At 69.0% G+C, this 15532-nt stretch carries 17 protein-coding genes; 14 read left to right on the top strand and 3 right to left on the bottom strand.

Annotation, left to right across the window (positions count from 1 at the left end):
* Positions 1 to 108 precede the first annotated feature (108 nt).
* The gene (locus HRC28_RS24750) at positions 109 to 1668 is read left to right on the top strand and encodes a LuxR C-terminal-related transcriptional regulator (RefSeq protein ID WP_182377993.1); all 1560 of its coding nucleotides are present in this window, start codon (positions 109 to 111) and stop codon (positions 1666 to 1668) included.
* Between the two features lie 7 nt (positions 1669 to 1675).
* Here the strand turns inward: HRC28_RS24750 and HRC28_RS24745 are convergent, their stop codons facing one another.
* Both HRC28_RS24745 and HRC28_RS24740 read right to left on the bottom strand, forming a co-directional pair.
* Entirely contained in the window at positions 1676 to 2224 is a 549-nt protein-coding gene (locus HRC28_RS24745; RefSeq protein WP_182377992.1) for a hypothetical protein, read from the bottom strand.
* A 110-nt stretch (positions 2225 to 2334) separates the two neighbouring features.
* Positions 2335 to 3897: a LuxR C-terminal-related transcriptional regulator gene (locus tag HRC28_RS24740; RefSeq protein WP_182377991.1), complete on the bottom strand. Its 1563-nt coding sequence runs from the start codon at positions 3895 to 3897 to the stop codon at positions 2335 to 2337.
* Between the two features lie 254 nt (positions 3898 to 4151).
* On the opposite strand from HRC28_RS24740, the gene dnaK reads away from it, so the two are divergent.
* The 6 genes from dnaK to HRC28_RS24710 are packed head-to-tail and all read left to right on the top strand — an operon-like array spanning position 4152 to position 9493.
* Positions 4152 to 6020 carry a molecular chaperone DnaK gene (gene dnaK, locus HRC28_RS24735; RefSeq protein ID WP_182377990.1) on the top strand — a complete coding sequence of 623 codons (1869 nt, stop codon included), beginning with the start codon at positions 4152 to 4154 and terminating at the stop codon, positions 6018 to 6020.
* Entirely contained in the window at positions 6017 to 6583 is a 567-nt protein-coding gene (grpE, locus tag HRC28_RS24730) for a nucleotide exchange factor GrpE (RefSeq protein WP_237111641.1), read from the top strand. The genes dnaK and grpE overlap by 4 nt, the downstream gene beginning before the upstream one ends.
* 34 nt (positions 6584 to 6617) lie before the next feature.
* Positions 6618 to 7781: a molecular chaperone DnaJ gene (gene dnaJ, locus HRC28_RS24725; protein WP_182377989.1), complete on the top strand. Its 1164-nt coding sequence runs from the start codon at positions 6618 to 6620 to the stop codon at positions 7779 to 7781.
* Positions 7781 to 8212 carry a MerR family transcriptional regulator gene (locus HRC28_RS24720; protein ID WP_182377988.1) on the top strand — a complete coding sequence of 144 codons (432 nt, stop codon included), beginning with the start codon at positions 7781 to 7783 and terminating at the stop codon, positions 8210 to 8212. The genes dnaJ and HRC28_RS24720 overlap by 1 nt, the downstream gene beginning before the upstream one ends.
* A 55-nt stretch (positions 8213 to 8267) precedes the next feature.
* On the top strand, positions 8268 to 8876 hold the full coding sequence (locus HRC28_RS24715; protein WP_182377987.1) for a TetR family transcriptional regulator: 609 nt from the start codon (positions 8268 to 8270) through the stop codon (positions 8874 to 8876).
* Positions 8873 to 9493 (top strand): hypothetical protein, encoded by a 621-nt coding sequence (locus tag HRC28_RS24710; protein ID WP_182377986.1) that lies wholly within the window; start codon positions 8873 to 8875, stop codon positions 9491 to 9493. The genes HRC28_RS24715 and HRC28_RS24710 overlap by 4 nt, the downstream gene beginning before the upstream one ends.
* Before the next feature lie 3 nt (positions 9494 to 9496).
* Here HRC28_RS24710 and lepB read toward each other — a convergent pair whose 3' ends face one another.
* Positions 9497 to 10120: a signal peptidase I gene (gene lepB, locus HRC28_RS24705; protein ID WP_182377985.1), complete on the bottom strand. Its 624-nt coding sequence runs from the start codon at positions 10118 to 10120 to the stop codon at positions 9497 to 9499.
* A gap of 344 nt (positions 10121 to 10464) precedes the next feature.
* Here lepB and HRC28_RS24700 point away from each other — a divergent pair, with 344 nt between their 5' ends.
* From HRC28_RS24700 to HRC28_RS24670, 7 genes are all read left to right on the top strand, one after another.
* Complete coding sequence (locus HRC28_RS24700) at positions 10465 to 11106, top strand: DUF6230 family protein (RefSeq protein WP_182377984.1); 642 nt, start codon at positions 10465 to 10467, stop codon at positions 11104 to 11106.
* Positions 11107 to 11193: 87 nt separating this feature from the next.
* Complete coding sequence (locus HRC28_RS24695) at positions 11194 to 11733, top strand: DUF6114 domain-containing protein (RefSeq protein WP_182377983.1); 540 nt, start codon at positions 11194 to 11196, stop codon at positions 11731 to 11733.
* Positions 11734 to 11735: 2 nt separating this feature from the next.
* A complete protein-coding gene (locus tag HRC28_RS24690; RefSeq protein ID WP_182377982.1) occupies positions 11736 to 12500 on the top strand; it encodes a DUF6230 family protein in 765 nt (254 codons plus the stop codon).
* Positions 12497 to 13006 (top strand): DUF6114 domain-containing protein, encoded by a 510-nt coding sequence (locus tag HRC28_RS24685; protein ID WP_182377981.1) that lies wholly within the window; start codon positions 12497 to 12499, stop codon positions 13004 to 13006. The genes HRC28_RS24690 and HRC28_RS24685 overlap by 4 nt, the downstream gene beginning before the upstream one ends.
* Positions 12975 to 14024: a hypothetical protein gene (locus tag HRC28_RS24680; RefSeq protein ID WP_182377980.1), complete on the top strand. Its 1050-nt coding sequence runs from the start codon at positions 12975 to 12977 to the stop codon at positions 14022 to 14024. Before HRC28_RS24685 ends, HRC28_RS24680 begins: the two co-directional genes overlap by 32 nt.
* On the top strand, positions 14021 to 14782 hold the full coding sequence (locus tag HRC28_RS24675) for a DUF6230 family protein (protein ID WP_182377979.1): 762 nt from the start codon (positions 14021 to 14023) through the stop codon (positions 14780 to 14782). The genes HRC28_RS24680 and HRC28_RS24675 overlap by 4 nt, the downstream gene beginning before the upstream one ends.
* 156 nt (positions 14783 to 14938) lie before the next feature.
* A complete protein-coding gene (locus tag HRC28_RS24670) occupies positions 14939 to 15400 on the top strand; it encodes a hypothetical protein (RefSeq protein WP_182377978.1) in 462 nt (153 codons plus the stop codon).
* Positions 15401 to 15532 lie beyond the last annotated feature (132 nt).

Below are 15532 nucleotides of genomic sequence, written 5' to 3'. Positions count from 1 at the left end.
CCTCGGTCCTGCCGGGGTGACGATGGGATGAGGACGCGACCCCGTCGCGCCGTCGGACTCGGGCCAACCACCTTGTCCCACCTTGTCACCGCCCGTCCGGAGTCGACGATGTCCGAGCCGTCCGCAGCACCTGAGCCACCGGACCTCGAGATGGACATGTGGATCGCCGTCGAGGCCGGTGACTTCGACGGCGCGTTCGCGAGCGTGACCCGGCTGCTGATCATCAGCCAGGACCCCGTCCAGCGCGGCCGCGTGGAGGCCGTGATCGGCCTGATGATGCAGCGCTCGGGCCTGATGGCCGACTCCCGCGACCAGTTCGCCCGTGCCCTCGACTTGATCGGAGACGCCGGCGCCGAGCGCGGCATGGTGCTGGCCGCGTCCTCGATCTCCTGCGTCCTGGCGGGCGACCTCGACCGGGCGGAAAAGGACGCCCTCGAGTCCATCGAGCTCGGCCTCGCGCACGGAGTCGACTTCGCCGTACGCCAGGGGCGGACCACGATGGCCGCCGTCCACCTCGGGCGCGGCCGTCTCGAGGAGGCGCTGGCGTGCGCCGAGACCGCTGCGGGGTACGACGACGACGGGATCGGCCAGGCGGAGTACCGCTCCACTGCCCACGTGCTGCTCGCCATGACCCTCGCGGAACTGGACCGCATGGACGACGCGCACGCGGCCATCGCCGAGGGGGTGCGGATCGCGGAGAACGAGGGCGACACCGGCCAGATCGCGTGGTACCTCGCGTCGCAGGCGATGTTGCACTTCATCGACGGGCACTGGGAAGCGGCGCGGGAAGAGACGGAACGTTCCCTCGAGACCGCCGCCCGGACGGGCGCCCTCGCGGCGCGGCCGCTGGCGTGGGGGATCGCGGCCTGCATCGAGGGCTTGCGCGGCAACGTCGCTGTCGCCCGCGGCCTGGTGGCCGAGGCCCGCAACCACCGGCTCGGTCCCAGTGGCGGGCTCGGCGAGGAGTGGGTCGCCCTCGCCGTCGCGGCGTCCAGTGACGACGTCACGGAGCGCTACGACGCCCTGTGTGAGGCCTGGTTCCGCCTTCGCGGCATGTCGACCCTGCTCGCCTGGAAGGTGTTCGCACATCCGCTGGTGGCACTGGCGGTGCAGCGCGGCGACCGGGTGTTCGCGGAAGCAGTGAGCGCGCGGGTGACCGAGGCCGCAGCTGCCGCCGGCACCGCGAGCGCGCGGGCCACGGCACTGTGCTGCGATGCGGCACTGTCCGGCGATCAGCAGATGCTGGCCGCCGGCCTCGAGCTGCTCCGGACCGTCGGGCGACCCCTTCCGCTGGCCTTCGGATGTGTCGCCGCGGCGGCCACCGCGACCGACCAGGCCCAGCGGATCGAGGCGTTGCGCGAGGCGGTCAGCGTGTTCCACGCTCTCGGAGCGACGACCTGGAGCGCCCAGACGGCGCGGAGCCTGTTCCACACCGCTGGAACGGCCCCGGATCCGGTGTGGTCACCGGACCCCGGGCCGTGGCATCTGTTGACGGCCAGCGAGCACCGGGTGGTTGCACTGGCGGTCGAGGGGCTGACCAACCCGATGATCGCGGCCCGGCTCGGGGTCTCGCCGCGGACGGTCCAGTCCCAGCTCGCCTCGGCCTGCCGCAAGTGCGGCGTCCACGGGCGGGTCCAGCTGGCCGGACTTTTCGCCGGCCAGCCCTGAACGGCGGTCAGGTCAGCAGCCCCTCGACGCTGTTCGACTCGCGGCCGGTGATCCAGTCGACCGTCGTACGGAACCAGCTCGGCGTGGGCGGGGTGGACGGGGTGTCGACCGACGCAAGGATCTGGCTGACCACGGCCGCGGCCTGCGCACTCGTCTCGCCCGCGTGGGCCAGACCGACGGCGTACGCGAGGCGGAGGTTCTCCTGGTCGTTGAGCCGCGCACCCAGCGGGGTCGCGCTCTCCTGGACGATCAGGCGGTAGAGCGCGGGGGCCCGGCGCAGCGCTGCCCGGTGGGCGGCGCGGAGGGTGTCCGCGCCGTCGTGGTCCTGGCCGACCTCGAGGGCGAAGTCGACGCAACCGCCGATCAGGGTCGTCCACTGCTGGAACAGGGCCCGGACCAGCTCGGCCCGGTCGGGGAAGACCGCCTTGATCTCGGGGTCCAGGTCGTCGATCCGGCCGGCGTCGATGACGCGGTGGACGACGGCGTAGCGGCGGTGCATCTGCTGCCAGCGGGCCTGGGTCTCGGACGGGGTGGTGGCGACGGCTGAGTGCTTCACGGTGGGCTCCTCGGGGGGTTTCACGTGGACGTCCCGAGAGCCCCGAGAGTCCCGCGTGGGCCTGTCTGACGGCATCCGCCAACTGGCGGATATCGGATGTGGGCTGCGTCTCAGTCGAGTCCGTGGCGGCGCAAGACCGACGTGAGTTGCACCCGCGAGGCGATCTTGAGCTTCGCGTAGATGTGCGAGGTGTGGCTCTGCACCGTCCGCGGAGAGATGAAGAGCGCTGCACCGATCTCGGGGTTCGTCAGGCCGCGCGCGACGTGCTTCGCGACCTCGCGTTCGGTCGTCGTCAGGTCCAGCCACCCGGCCGGTGCGCCGATCGCCGATCGCAGCACCGGCGCGGCCGTCGGGAGCCGCATGAGCCGCTGGCCTGCCCGTGCCAGCCACGGCGTGGCCCGCAGGTGATGGAAGATGTCCGCCGCCTCGCGCACGTAGGTGACCGCATCGTCGTCGTACCCGCGAGCACGGATCAGGCGGGCTGCATCGAGGCAGGCCGAGGCGAGGGCGAACGGCCGACCGGCCCGCCGGAACGCCTCGACCGATGCGACCGCCGTGTCGGCATCGCCGTCGAGCAGGGCCCGGCACCGCAGTGCGGCGCCGACCGCCGAAGCGATGCCGCCGGACAGGGCGGCGCCGGCTTCGGCATGCGCGGTGGCCTCGGTCGCCATCTCGCGGTGGCCGAGCAGGACGGCGTGATGGACGAGGGCTGGCGCAAGTGAACGCCAGCCCAGGAAGTACGGCGTCCGCAGCGCATGCAGCCAGCCCTCGACGAACAGTTGGTACGCCGCCTCCGCCTCCTGCGCCATGGCGGCGCGGGCCATCGACAGCCACTCCTCGCCGGGGTAGCCGATGGCCGTCAGGGCGCCCTCGCGCGGCGCAACGAGTCGCGCAGCGGTCGTGACGTTGCCGCGTCCGCCTTCGACCAGGGCGACCACCGCCCAGCCGATGGGTCGCGCGATCAGGGTGCCGGTCCGGTCGGCGTCGTCGAGTCCCGCCCGCGCGGCGATGAGTGCCTCGTCCCAGTGTCCCGAGAGGTAGTGCGCCAGTCCGCCCATGCAGTGGTACCAGGTCAACTGGCCGACCGAACCCGCGATCGCGCTGCGGCGCATGCCCTCGGCGAAGGCCGCCTCGGCGTCGGCGAAGCGGTCCATCTCGACCAGGGCAAGCCCGTGATAGAGGTGCGACAACGGCCCTCCGCCGGTGCTCTCCTTCTCCGCCGCCTGCAGGGACACGGCCTGCTTGCTCAACCGGAGGCCGTCCGCGGTGCGGCCCTCGCTGAGGGCGATCCCGGTCAGGGTGTTGAGGGCCTCGCAGACCGCGAACCGGTTGGCGTGCCGGTCGCCGAGGTGCCGGGCCCGCTCGGCCTCGCGTCCCGCACCGGCCAGGTCGCCGAGCAGGAACCGCGAACCGGCCTCGTCGGCGACGTACGACGCCTGCAGGCGGGGGTCGTCGGCGGTCAGTTCCGCGGCCAGGGCAAAGCGATCGCGCGACTCCGCGACTCGGCCGACCCGTTGCAGCAGCAGACCGAGGGCCGCGTGGATCTCAGCCTGGTCGGCCGGCGCCTCGAGCGAGTGGAGGAGGAGCAGGGCGTCGGTTGTCGCGCCGTTGAGTTCGCCGCGACCGATCCGGTCCCACATGGCGTTCCTGCGGGACACCTGCTCAGGCCCCATGGCCGTCCCCCTGGGCACGGCGCTCTCGTTGCGGGCATGCCTCAAGCCCGATCGTAGGCCCGTCCGGACGCCCGCCGACACTGTCGGAAAACCGGTGTCCCGCGAGAATTGGCGAGGTGGGAACAACCCGCCGCCGCCACCCGTTGTGGCCTGTGTCAGACTTGAGTCCATTCGGCTCAACTAACCTGACCCGCAACCGCGTCCCGTGACACACGGGACGGGATCAACGATCAGCTACACGGAGGAACAACACCATGGCACGAGCTGTCGGCATCGACCTCGGCACGACGAACAGCGTCGTCGCAGTCCTCGAGGGCGGCGAGCCCACGGTCATCGCGAACGCAGAGGGCGCCCGTACGACGCCGTCCGTCGTCGCCTTCGCGAAGAGCGGCGAGGTGCTCGTCGGCGAGGTCGCGAAGCGCCAGGCCGTCACCAACGTCGACCGCACCATCCGGTCGGTCAAGCGCCACATGGGCACCGACTGGACCCAGCACGTCGGCGACCCCGTCGACAAGGACTTCACGCCGCAGCAGATCTCGGCGTTCATCCTGCAGAAGCTGAAGCGCGACGCGGAGGCCTACCTCGGCGAGACCGTCACGAACGCGGTCATCACCGTGCCGGCGTACTTCTCCGACGCGCAGCGCCAGGCGACCAAGGAAGCCGGCGAGATCGCGGGCCTCAAGGTCGACCGCATCGTCAACGAGCCCACCGCGGCCGCGCTGGCCTACGGCCTCGACAAGGGCGACGACCAGACGATCCTCGTCTACGACCTCGGTGGCGGCACGTTCGACGTGTCCCTCCTCGAGATCGGCGAGGGCGTCGTCGAGGTGAAGGCCACCAGCGGTGACAACCACCTCGGTGGTGACGACTGGGACAACGCCGTCGTCGAGTGGATGGTCAAGAAGTTCAAGGACGCCAACGGCGTCGACCTGTCCAAGGACAAGATCGCCGCGCAGCGCCTCCAGGAGGCTGCGGAGAAGGCGAAGATCGAGCTGTCGTCCTCGGCCGACACCACGATTCACCTGCCCTACATCACGCACGGCGAGAACGGCCCGCTGCACTTCGAGGAGCGGTTGTCCCGTTCGGAGTTCCAGCGCCTGACCGCGAGCCTGCTCGAGCGCACCAAGGCGCCGTTCCAGAACGTCCTCAAGGACGGTGGCCTCGCGCTCTCCGCGATCGACCACGTGGTCCTCGTCGGCGGCTCGACGCGCATGCCGGCCGTGACCGAACTGGTCAAGGAGATGCTCGGCGGCAAGGAGCCCAACAAGGGCGTCAACCCGGATGAGGTCGTCGCCGTTGGTGCTGCCCTCCAGGCCGGTGTCCTCGCCGGTGAGGTCAAGGACGTGCTGCTGCTCGACGTGACCCCGCTGAGCCTCGGCATCGAGACCAAGGGTGGCGTCTTCACCACGCTCATCGAGCGCAACACCACCATCCCGACCAAGCGCTCGGAGATCTTCACGACCGCTGACGACAACCAGCCGTCGGTCGAGATCAAGGTCGCGCAGGGCGAGCGGGCCATCTGGTCGCAGAACCAGCAGCTCGGCAACTTCGAGCTCACCGGCCTGCCGCCGGCCCCGCGGGGCGTCCCGAAGATCGAGGTCACTTTCGACATCGACGCTGACGGCATCGTCCACGTGTCCGCCAAGGACCAGGCGTCGGGCCGCGAGCAGTCGATGACGATCTCCGGTGGCAGCGCGCTGTCCAAGGACGACATCGACCGCATGGTCAAGGAAGCCGAGCAGTTCGCTGAGGAGGACGCCAAGCGTCGCGAGGCCGTCGAGGTCCGCAACCAGGGTGACCAGCTCGTCTACACGACCGAGAAGTTCCTGGCCGACAACGGCGACAAGATCCCGGACGAGGTCAAGACCGAGGTCAGCGCCGACGTCGACGCCCTCAAGGCCGTCCTCGAGAACGCCGAGGCCGACGCCGAGTCGCTCACCGCCGCCATCAGCAAGCTGGGCGAGTCCAGCCAGAAGATGGGTGCCGCGATGTACGCCGCCGCCGAGGCCGAGTCCGCCGCTGCCGGTGGCAGCACGGGCGCGACGGGCGAGGCCGACGACGACGTCGTCGAGGCCGAGATCGTCGACGACGAGCCCGAGGCCACCGAGGGCGACGCCAAGTGACCGACGACAACGTCGTACCGGAGGGGGAGCAGCCCGACACGGCTGCTCCCTCCCCGGAGGTCCCTGAGGTCGACGCAACTGCGGAGGTCGGCGAGGTCGTGGAGGTCGTCGAGACCCCCGAGGCCGATGAGCTCACCGTGACGAAGATGGCCCTGGAGGAGCGCACGCTCGACCTCCAGCGTCTTCAGGCCGAGTACCTCAACTACAAGCGCCGGGTCGACCGGGACCGCGAACTGCTGCGGGAGAACGCGACGTACAAGGCGCTTGCGCCGATCGTCGACGTCCTCGACAACATCGACCGGGCGCGGGAGCACGAGCCGCTCGAGGGCGGCTTCAAGGCCGTGGCCGAGCAGCTCGAGCGCACCGTCGCCGGGCTGGGCCTGGCCAAGTTCGGCGAGGTCGGCGACGCGTTCGACCCGACGGTTCATGAGGCGCTGTCCCACATCGGGACCGACCCGGAGGTCACGGTCACCACGTGCAAGTTGATTGCCAAGGCCGGCTACAAGTTCGGCGACCGGGTCGTGCGCGCTGCGCAGGTCCTGGTGGTCGACCCGGTCGAATAACTCGGCGCAATGAAAACGGGAAGGGAGGTGTGCGATGAGTGACGACGGGATCCGGTCCGACTGGGCCACGAAGGATTTCTATGCCGAGCTCGGTGTCACGAAGTCGGCGACGACCGACGAGATCAAGAAGGCCTATCGGAAGCTGGCGCGCGCCAACCACCCCGATTCGAACCCGGACGACAAGGCCAAGCACGAGAAGTTCAAGTCCGTCGCTGAGGCCTACGACGTCATCGGCGAGCCCGCCAAGCGCAAGAAGTACGACGAGGCGCGGGACATGTTCCGGCGCGGAGGCTTCCCTGCGGGCGGCGGGTTCGGTGGCGGCGGCGTCAACATGGAGGACCTGCTCCGCGAGCGTGCTGGCGGCGGTGGTGGCTTCGGTGACCTGTTCGGCGACCTGTTCGGCGGTGGCTTCGGCCAGGGCCGACGCGCGCCGCGCCCGGCTCGCGGTGGCGACCTCGAGACGACCGCGACGATCGGCTTCTCCGACGCGCTCGACGGCGTCACGGTCTCGCTGCGGATCAGCTCCGACAGTGCCTGCGGCACCTGCAACGGCACCGGCGGCAAGCCCGGCACCCGCCCCCACGTCTGCGGCACCTGCGACGGCAGCGGCCAGATCACCGCATCCGTGGGTGGGGCGTTCACCATGAACGAGACCTGCCCCGCCTGCGGCGGTCGCCAACTCGTCTACGACGACCCGTGCCCGACCTGCCATGGTTCGGGGCGCGGCCAGTCGGCTCGCACGATCCAGGCGAAGATCCCGGCCGGCGTCAAGGACGGCCAGCGGATCCGGCTGCGCGGCAAGGGTGCCCCCGGTGAGGGCGGCGGTCCTGCCGGCGACCTGTACGTCGTCGTCAAGGTCTCCGCGCACCGCGTGTTCGGCCGCAAGGGCGAGCACCTCACCGTCGACGTACCCGTCTCGTTCGCGGAGCTCGCGCTCGGCGCCGAGATCAAGGTGCCCACGCTCGGCGGTGCTCCGGTGACGTTGCGCATCCCTGCCGGCACGCCCAGCGGCCGGACCTTCCGGGTCCGCAACAAGGGTGCCCTGAACGCCGACGGCAGCCGGGGCGATCTGCTCGCCACGGTGGAGGTCCAGGTCCCCGGCACCCTCGACGCAGCGGCGCGCGAGGCACTGGAGGCCTTCGCTTCCGCGACGTCCGGTACGACGCTGCGGGCGGGTCTTTTCGCGGAGGACTCGTGATGGTCGCCGGATCGACGCAGGGACCTCCCGGCGAGGGCGAGGCCGTCTTCGTCATCAGCGTCGCGGCCCAGCTCAGCGGCCTGCACCCGCAGACCCTGCGTACCTATGAGCGCGTCGGCCTGATCACCCCCGGGCGCACGGGCGGCGGTGGACGTCGCTACTCCTACCTGGACATCGAGCGGCTGCGCGAGATCGCGCACCTGACCGCGGCCGGCATCGGCATCGAGGGCGTGCGCCGGATCCTCGAGCTCGAGAACACGGTGATCGCGCTGCGTGCCCGTAACGCCGAACTGGCGGCGGAGGCCGAGGCGTTGCGCGATGCGTTGGCGCAGGCGATGTCCGCCCGCCCGGCTGCGGCTCGCAGCAACCTGCCGGCGCTTCCCCAGACCCCGTCGGGGCAGTCCGTCGTGGTCTGGCGTCGGAATCATTGACCGTCACCGGGTGTCGAGGTCGTTGACGTTTTCGCGCTGAGGTAAATTCCGTTGCATGGCCGGATCCAGCGAGTCCTTCAAGGAGCGGGTCCACGGCTTGTTGCGCACGTCGATTCTCGACGCGGCCTGGGAGCGCGCCAGTGACGCGTCGTGGGTCCACGTCCGGATCGCCGACATCGCCGAGGACGTCGGCGTCAGTCGCCAGACGGTCTACAACGAGTTCGGCACCAAGGACCAGCTCTCCATGGCGCTCTTCGAGCGCGAGATCGAGCGCCACATGGTGGGCATCGAGGACCTGGTGGCCCGCGCCGACCGGCTGGACGCCGCCCTGCGTTCGATCCTGAACTGGCTGCTCAGCGAGGCCGATCACCACCGACTGCTCAAGCGGATGGTGACGGACAGCCGAGCAGGTGGCGACGTCCTGGTGCCGGTGCTCACCGTGCGGGCAGACCGGATCATCAAGCCCGTCCGTGCGCGCCTCGTCGAGATCGTGCGCGGTCGCTGGCCCGACCTGCGTGTCGATGAAGCCACGATCGCATCGGACTTGCTGGTGCGGTTCGTGCTCAGCCAGATCGTCTGTCCGTCGGACCTCGATCGCTCGTCGTTGATCGAGGCGATGGTCGGCATGGCCGTGGGACTCCAGATCCCGGAGACGGCCAGGTGAAGGACGTCTGGCGCGACATCAGGATCTTCGTCGGCGGCCTGCTGGTCGGCGTCGTGCTGGCCGTGCTGGTTCCTCTGGCGATCCGGGCGATCTCCGACCTGACGCCCGAAACGGGTGACGACCTGGACTACGTCACGGTGGTCAGTGACGTCGATCCACTCACCCCGCGGCTCTCGGTCGTCGCCGCACGACTCGACAGCAGCACGGGGTTGGCGTGGCAGGCCCCCCTGCTGAGCGTCTCGACGATTCCTTCGCAGCCCACGACGCTGACGGCCGACCGGATTGCGCAGTTGGCCGCGGCGGTGACGGTGCCTGATGTCGAGGCCTATTCCGTCGACGGCGTGGTCACCAACCTCCTGTCCGAGGACTCGGTGCGTGCCAACGGGGCGTTCTACCTGGTCTCGGTGACTCGCCTCGGGCCCGCGCAGGACTGGCTTCTCGAGAACAACCGGATCTTCGTCGACGATGCCCAGGAGCGTGCGCGGGAGACCTTCCGCGCGGGTTCGTTGATCTTCTACTACGCCCCGACCGGCGAGGTCGACCACACGGATGCGATCCGTCGTTACGTCAACGAAGTCGTGCGCTGTCCTCGCGCGCTGGGCCCCTGTCCCGGCTGACGTTCAGCTCGCTGGCACCAGCGTCGCGGGGTTGTCGACCTTGCCCATCCGGTCGAAGGGCTGGATCCGGCGGTTCAGGATGGCCCCGATGTCGCTGGCCTTGACCAGGCCGTAGACCCGGGAGTCGTCGGAACCTCCCCAGTTGTCGCCGATGACCCAGTACTCGTCGGCGGGGATCGTCAAGGCCGTTGGCTGGGTGCTCGTGGTGCCGGTGGCCGAACAGCACACCTGGCCGGCGCGATCGCCCCACTGGGACGACCACGCCGGATTGTCGACGCGCATCTGCGTCGATTCGCCCGCGGGCGTCACCAGGACGACCGGCTGCTTGCCGTCGTTGCGCACGATGATCTCGTCGCCGGGGATGCCGATCACGCGCTTCACGATCTTCTGACCGTCGGGCAGCCCGACCTCGATCACGTCGAAGCGTCGTACGTCGTCGCGGCCGAGGAAGTTGACGAGGAGTCGATCGCCTGGCGCGAGCGTCGGCGCCATGCTCGTGCCTTCCACGCGCACCGAGAAGGCGAGGGCGCCGACGGGGACCAGGATCGCGATCAGGACCAGGCCGATGAGGGCCAGTCCGAGGATCCTGCCGAGCGGCCCGAAGTCGCGGGTGGAGTCGGACGTCATCGCATTTCGCTTCCGGTGTGGGCGGTGACCCCCGCCATTCGGCGTCAGGGTAGCGCGCCGTGGTCGATGACACCTGACTTGACGTCCTGCCTTACATGTAAAGCAGTTCAACCGCGCGGAGGAACTGTCGACAGGTGGACGAATCGTGGGGTAACGTCCATCACACGCAGTTTGTGGAGCGTTTTTTCGGGACGCTCTACGCAGGTGGGTTGGGAGCCCCGCCTGGGACGCCTCGGTCAGTCTTTCGTGCTGTCCAGCGACATTCCGTTGCGCGTGTGGCCGGAGGTATGCGAATGCGCCTCCGGAGCAATTCCTTGGGAGGGGAATTCATGAAGGAATCTGGTATGGGACGTACCCGTCTGGGTCGTTTCGCAGCAGTCACGGTGCCTGCCACCGCAGCCAGCCTCGGCCTCGGCTTCGCGATCGTCTCGGGCATGGTGTCCGCGACCGTCTCGTCGGCCGGCGGGTTCGAGGTCGGTGGTGAGCAGGCGCGTGCAGACGGCATGCAGCTCTCGTTGACCAAGACCACGGTCGCGGCCAACGAAGCCGACGCCGTCGGTGCGGACAAGGAAGCCGCTCTGGTGTCCCTGTCCGACGGTTACCTCAACGGCATGTGCCTTGCGGTCAACCAGAAGTTGCCGCTCATCGGTGACGTCAGCCTGATGCTGGGTGTTCCGGAGGGTGTCGTGGGGGTTGGCACGATCGACCTCAACGCCAGCCAGGTCAACTCGGGTGCGGCCTCGCTGCCCTCGACGACCATCGGTGTTGCTGCCGACGAACTGGACCAGACGGTCGACCCGTCCAACGCGGGTGGTTTCGGTCTCAAGACCAACGACACCAGCGGTGTCGCGGGCACCGATGAGGGTGCCCAGTCGGCCGTACAGATCGACGCTCTCGCGGCGACTGCCTACCAGCTCACGCTCAACAACGGCCTCGACGTTGACGCGCTTGAGATCGGCGTCAAGGCAGGCTCTCAGCACTGCTGATCGATTCGGAATCGGGCGGGTACACCGGAGCTCCGGTGTGCCCGTCCTCCCGATCGACCCGCATTGCTGTGGACCAAGGAGAGACCTGTGAGCACACACGAAATCAACCTCATCGCGCAGAGCGGGCCGGACGAATCGGCCTCCCCGGTGACGGAACCTGACCACACCGGGACCGGCCGTTCGCACGTCGGTACGGTCCTGCATGCCGCCAACCGGTGGCGTCGTACGCGTCCACTCGCGGGGTGCGTGATCCTGGCGCTCGGCGGATGGTTCGTCGTCAAGCCGGTCATCGGCTCGGCGTCGATGACGCTCGAGCTCGGTGCCGGTGCCATGGCCGGCTACCTGCTGGGTGGCGGCATGATCCTCGCTGCACTGATCGCGCTCGTCCTGCCCGCGCAGCGCCACTTCCCGGCGTTGATGGCCACCCTGATGTCGGTGGCGTCGCTGCCCCTGGCCAATCTCGGCGGATGGCTGATCGGCATGATCCTCGGGATCATCGGCTCCGGCATCGTGTTCGCCTGGACGCCCTACACCGACAAGCAGTTGGCGAAGTTCGCTGCCCGTGCCGAGCGCCGCGCTGCTGCCCGCGACGCGCGCCGAGCTGGGCGCGTCGAGGCGGGGGCGTAGCCGTGAGCGCACGCAAGCGCACCCGGTCCGTGCGCGCACGGATTCGGGACACCGCCGTGTCGAGCCTTGCGGACGGCGTTCGCGCGGTGCGCGAGCGTTCGGCCGCCATGGCTGAACGCTCGACCGAGGCCCGGATGGGCACCCGCCGCCGGACCCTGCTTCCCCTGATGGGTGGAGTCGTCGCGGTGGCCGGGCTGTTCTCGATGGTCGGCAGTGGCGTCCTGGCCGTGAACTTCACGGCGTCGGACCAGGCACATCAGATCTACACCGACCGCGTCGTCGGGCAGTACGCCGCCGGCTACATCAACGCGCAGGCGCAGAAGTCCGGCTCGACGGCCGTGGCACAGATCGGTTTCCAGCAGGCCGACCTCTTCGGGTTCTGTGCGATCGCCAAGCAGGACCTGGGCGGCGTGCTGGGTACCGTTTCCCTGGTGGTCACCGGCGGGGAGCCGGTGGACGGCACCGTCACCGATCCGACCAAGAAGATCACGGCCAACAAGCTGTTCCTCGCCTCGGACAGCCTCACGGGCAACGGCGAGAACATCGAGCAGATGACGCTGGGTCAGTCGGCGGACACCTTGACGATGGGCACGGGCAACCCGAACCCGGGAGCCGCCGGTGCCTTCGGCCTGCAGGCCAAGCTGATGCAGATCGGCAACCTGGACGGCAAGTCCTACGGGATCGACCTCCAGGGCAACATCAACCTGCCCGATCTGAAGATCCGGATGATTCCGGGGACGGCAACGAAGGCGAGTTGCGTCTCATGAGTGTGGTGGTGGTGGACATGGAGAAGACCGTGCTCGCCCGCACGGCCGGCGGCCTGCGGGCCGTGCGTCTGTGGTTCCGGGCCTTCCGCCGGTCGCGGCCGTTCTGGGGCGCGGTCTGGCTGGGACTGGGTGGTGCGGCGGTGATCCACTTCTCGCGGTCGCCGCTCACGATGGTGGTCGGCGGCGGGTGGAACTCCTCGGCGGGCTACATCCTCGGCGGTGCGATGGTGATGTTCGCGCTGGTTGCGGTGTTCGCGCCGCTGTACCGCGGACTGTGCGGGATCGTCGGCGTCCTGTTGGGCCTGGCGGCATTCATTGCCGCCAACCTCGGCGGCTTCCTGATCGGCACCCTGCTCGCCATCGTCGGAGGTTCGATGATCTGGGGTTGGGGCGAGAAGCGAACGCGTCGTTCGCGCCGCGGGCCCCGGGATGCCCGGGGCGCGCACGCGAACTCATCGGAGGAGGTCCTGACCGGTGGCGATGCGACTCCTGACCAGGCGAGCTGACCGGGCCGACCGTCGGGATCACGCCCTCGGGCGCGGAGTGGGCCGACAACGGCTCCTGGTGCTGTCCGCGGTGCTCGTCTTCAGTTGCGCCGTCGTCGCGGCACCTCCGTTCGGGGCCGGGCCCGGCCGTGCTGACTCCGGTGGGTTGCCGACCGCTGCGGCGGCGATGCCGGCCTGTGCGAAGGACGCCGGAGCGTTGAGCGGCCTGGTCAACGGCAACACCCTGTCGCTGGGCAACGGCACGACCGTCAAGCCGTGCATCCCCAACGCCCCGATCCACATGCGTCTCGGGTACAGCAACGGCGACACCGGTGGTGCGACCGGCAGCAGCACGGCGTTCACGACCGATGGGATCACCTTTCCCGATGGGAAGTTCACCCGGCAATACACCAGTTGCGGCGCCTTCCAGCGCAACGACTCCACGATCGCCCGGCCCACCATCCTCAAGTTCGCCGACGGCAGCCAGTCGGCAGGGCCGAGCAACGTTGCCACCAGTTCGAGGTGGGGTGCCTTCGGTACGTGCCCGTTCGACCGGACGCTGTACCAGGACAACGGCTGGTCCACGTCGTACGAGAAGAACGACAACGCCATGCTCGTTCACATGCGGCTGAAGAACCTGGAGATCCACCGCAACTCCTACATGACGGTCGTTCCGCAGTCCTCGGTGGTCGCGCCCACGTCCAGTGGAACGGGGGACTACAAGCTCTCCTTCACCCCGAGCAACCAGGGCAGCGCTGGCTGGAATGTCGGAGATTCCTGCGTCTTCACCGACCTGTGGCTGCGGGCAGACACCCACATCAAGGTCAACATCTTCGGGATCAACACCACCGTCGGAGACCTGGCCGGGGACGACAGCCTGTGGGGGTCGATCCTTGCCTCCATTGCCACCCAGGACAACATTCCGGGGCTCGAGCTCGACGCCTGGGTCTATTACATGAACACCAACAAGTCGAGCGGCTGCACCGGATCACCCACCACGCTCAACCTGCCCAACACGGTCATCCAGGTGACCCCATGACGTCAACGGAAGGCGCCATGGAAACGGACGCAGTGGCCCGCATGGGTACGCGCTGGCGCCGGGTCGCGGTGATGAACGTCGGTGCGTTCGCCGTACTCGGCTGGATGGTCTCCCAGCTCTGGACCGGCACGGTGATGGGGCTGGGTGCGGGGCTGGTGGTCCAGGGCGAGAAGTCGCAGTTCAGCAGCGCCAAATTGAGCACCACCAACGTCGGCCTCGGGGTCGTGCCGATCACGCTGCGATCCGGGAGCGGGGACAGCACCAAGTACGTCCTCCGGATGGGTTTCGCGAACGGCACCCTGGACGGCTTCTGCGTGTCCCAGACCGAAAGCTTTCTCGGTGTCGACTACACGATCAGGATCACCGCCGGCGGGAACGACATCAACGTCACCGACGTGTCGGGCAAGAACGTCCAGCTCGATGCCACGGCAGTCACGTCGACCAACCTGCCGAACACCAATGGCAACGGTGTCCTCCTGCGCGGAAACGTGGAACTCGGAGTCGCCGTGCAGAGCGTCACGACGTGGCAGTCCGGCGGCGTCGATGTGGTGAACCCGCTGGACGGACCCGAGAGCTACACCGGGATCAACGGCCGACTCTTCAGCGTCGACTCCGATGTCGGCGACCTCTACAACGTCAAGGGCGACCTCTACGACGCCGTCATCGAAGGCCCGGTCAACCTCAAGAAGTTGAAGATCGAGGTCGTCCCTGGCGGTGCAGCGGCCCAGGGCTGCAAGAACCTTCCGATCAAGTACTGATGGGTGCCGCTGACGTGCCACCGCCGGGTATGGGTCGGGTCGATCCCCTCAAGTTCTTGCGGCTGACTGCTCCAGCCACGGTGGCGAGCGTCGCCATCGGCGCTCGCGATCCTCGGGTACATCCAGGTCGTCATCACCTCGGTCCACCCGATCGTGATGGCGACCAGTGGCGGCACCGCCGACGAGATGGTGCTGGGGGTCGACTCCGTCGGCGGGGTGGTCGGTCGCGACGTCGCGGGGGAGGACCAGGGTGCGGCGCTGGTCCGCCTGGGCGAGGGACGGTTCGCTGACCTCTGCCTGATTCCGACCGTCGACGTACCGATCATCGGTCGACGGTTGAGCCTTCGACTGACCACGTCGCGCCCCGTCCACCTGCCCGAGGCCGCCCTGGCCATCACTGACGGGACCGTCCAGAACCTGGGCACGCCGCGGACGACCATCGGCGCCGCCCGGGGCGCCGGCGGATCGCCCGGCGCGTTCACGGTGCTCACGGAGGCCTCGCCCGAAGCGATCCGCCTGGGCAACACGACCATGTCGGCCCACGGCATCGTGCTCGACGGCGGGCTCCGTCTCTCGAGCCTCACGGCGCGGCCGTCCTTCGGGCGGCTGGAGTGCTGACCGGAAAACTTTCCTGCGACACCGTGACTGAGATCCTCGTGCCAATCGCGACAAGAGGCACTAGCCTCAGCCCGTCGGGACCGTCAGTGGCAATGGGGCGCGGCGGGGCCCAACAGGACGAGAGGTGCGTGT

The organism is Nocardioides sp. WS12 (assembly GCF_014108865.1).
GTDB lineage: Bacteria > Actinomycetota > Actinomycetes > Propionibacteriales > Nocardioidaceae > Nocardioides.
The sequence above is the reverse complement of the archived record's forward strand: the minus strand, read 5'-3'. Positions and strand labels throughout refer to the sequence as shown.

Bases quoted from the DNA above. Each gene is read 5' to 3' on its own strand.
- HRC28_RS24740 (WP_182377991.1), bottom strand. From the start codon at position 3,897: ATGGGGCCTGAGCAGGTGTCCCGCAGGAACGCCATGTGGGACCGGATC.
- HRC28_RS24685 (WP_182377981.1), top strand. From the start codon at position 12,497: ATGAGTGTGGTGGTGGTGGACATGGAGAAGACCGTGCTCGCCCGCACG.
- HRC28_RS24720 (WP_182377988.1), top strand. From the start codon at position 7,781: ATGGTCGCCGGATCGACGCAGGGACCTCCCGGCGAGGGCGAGGCCGTC.
- HRC28_RS24670 (WP_182377978.1), top strand. From the start codon at position 14,939: ATGGCGACCAGTGGCGGCACCGCCGACGAGATGGTGCTGGGGGTCGAC.
- lepB (WP_182377985.1), bottom strand. From the start codon at position 10,120: ATGACGTCCGACTCCACCCGCGACTTCGGGCCGCTCGGCAGGATCCTC.
- dnaJ (WP_182377989.1), top strand. From the start codon at position 6,618: ATGAGTGACGACGGGATCCGGTCCGACTGGGCCACGAAGGATTTCTAT.
- HRC28_RS24750 (WP_182377993.1), top strand. From the start codon at position 109: ATGTCCGAGCCGTCCGCAGCACCTGAGCCACCGGACCTCGAGATGGAC.
- HRC28_RS24675 (WP_182377979.1), top strand. From the start codon at position 14,021: ATGACGTCAACGGAAGGCGCCATGGAAACGGACGCAGTGGCCCGCATG.
- HRC28_RS24700 (WP_182377984.1), top strand. From the start codon at position 10,465: ATGGGACGTACCCGTCTGGGTCGTTTCGCAGCAGTCACGGTGCCTGCC.
- dnaK (WP_182377990.1), top strand. From the start codon at position 4,152: ATGGCACGAGCTGTCGGCATCGACCTCGGCACGACGAACAGCGTCGTC.
- HRC28_RS24715 (WP_182377987.1), top strand. From the start codon at position 8,268: ATGGCCGGATCCAGCGAGTCCTTCAAGGAGCGGGTCCACGGCTTGTTG.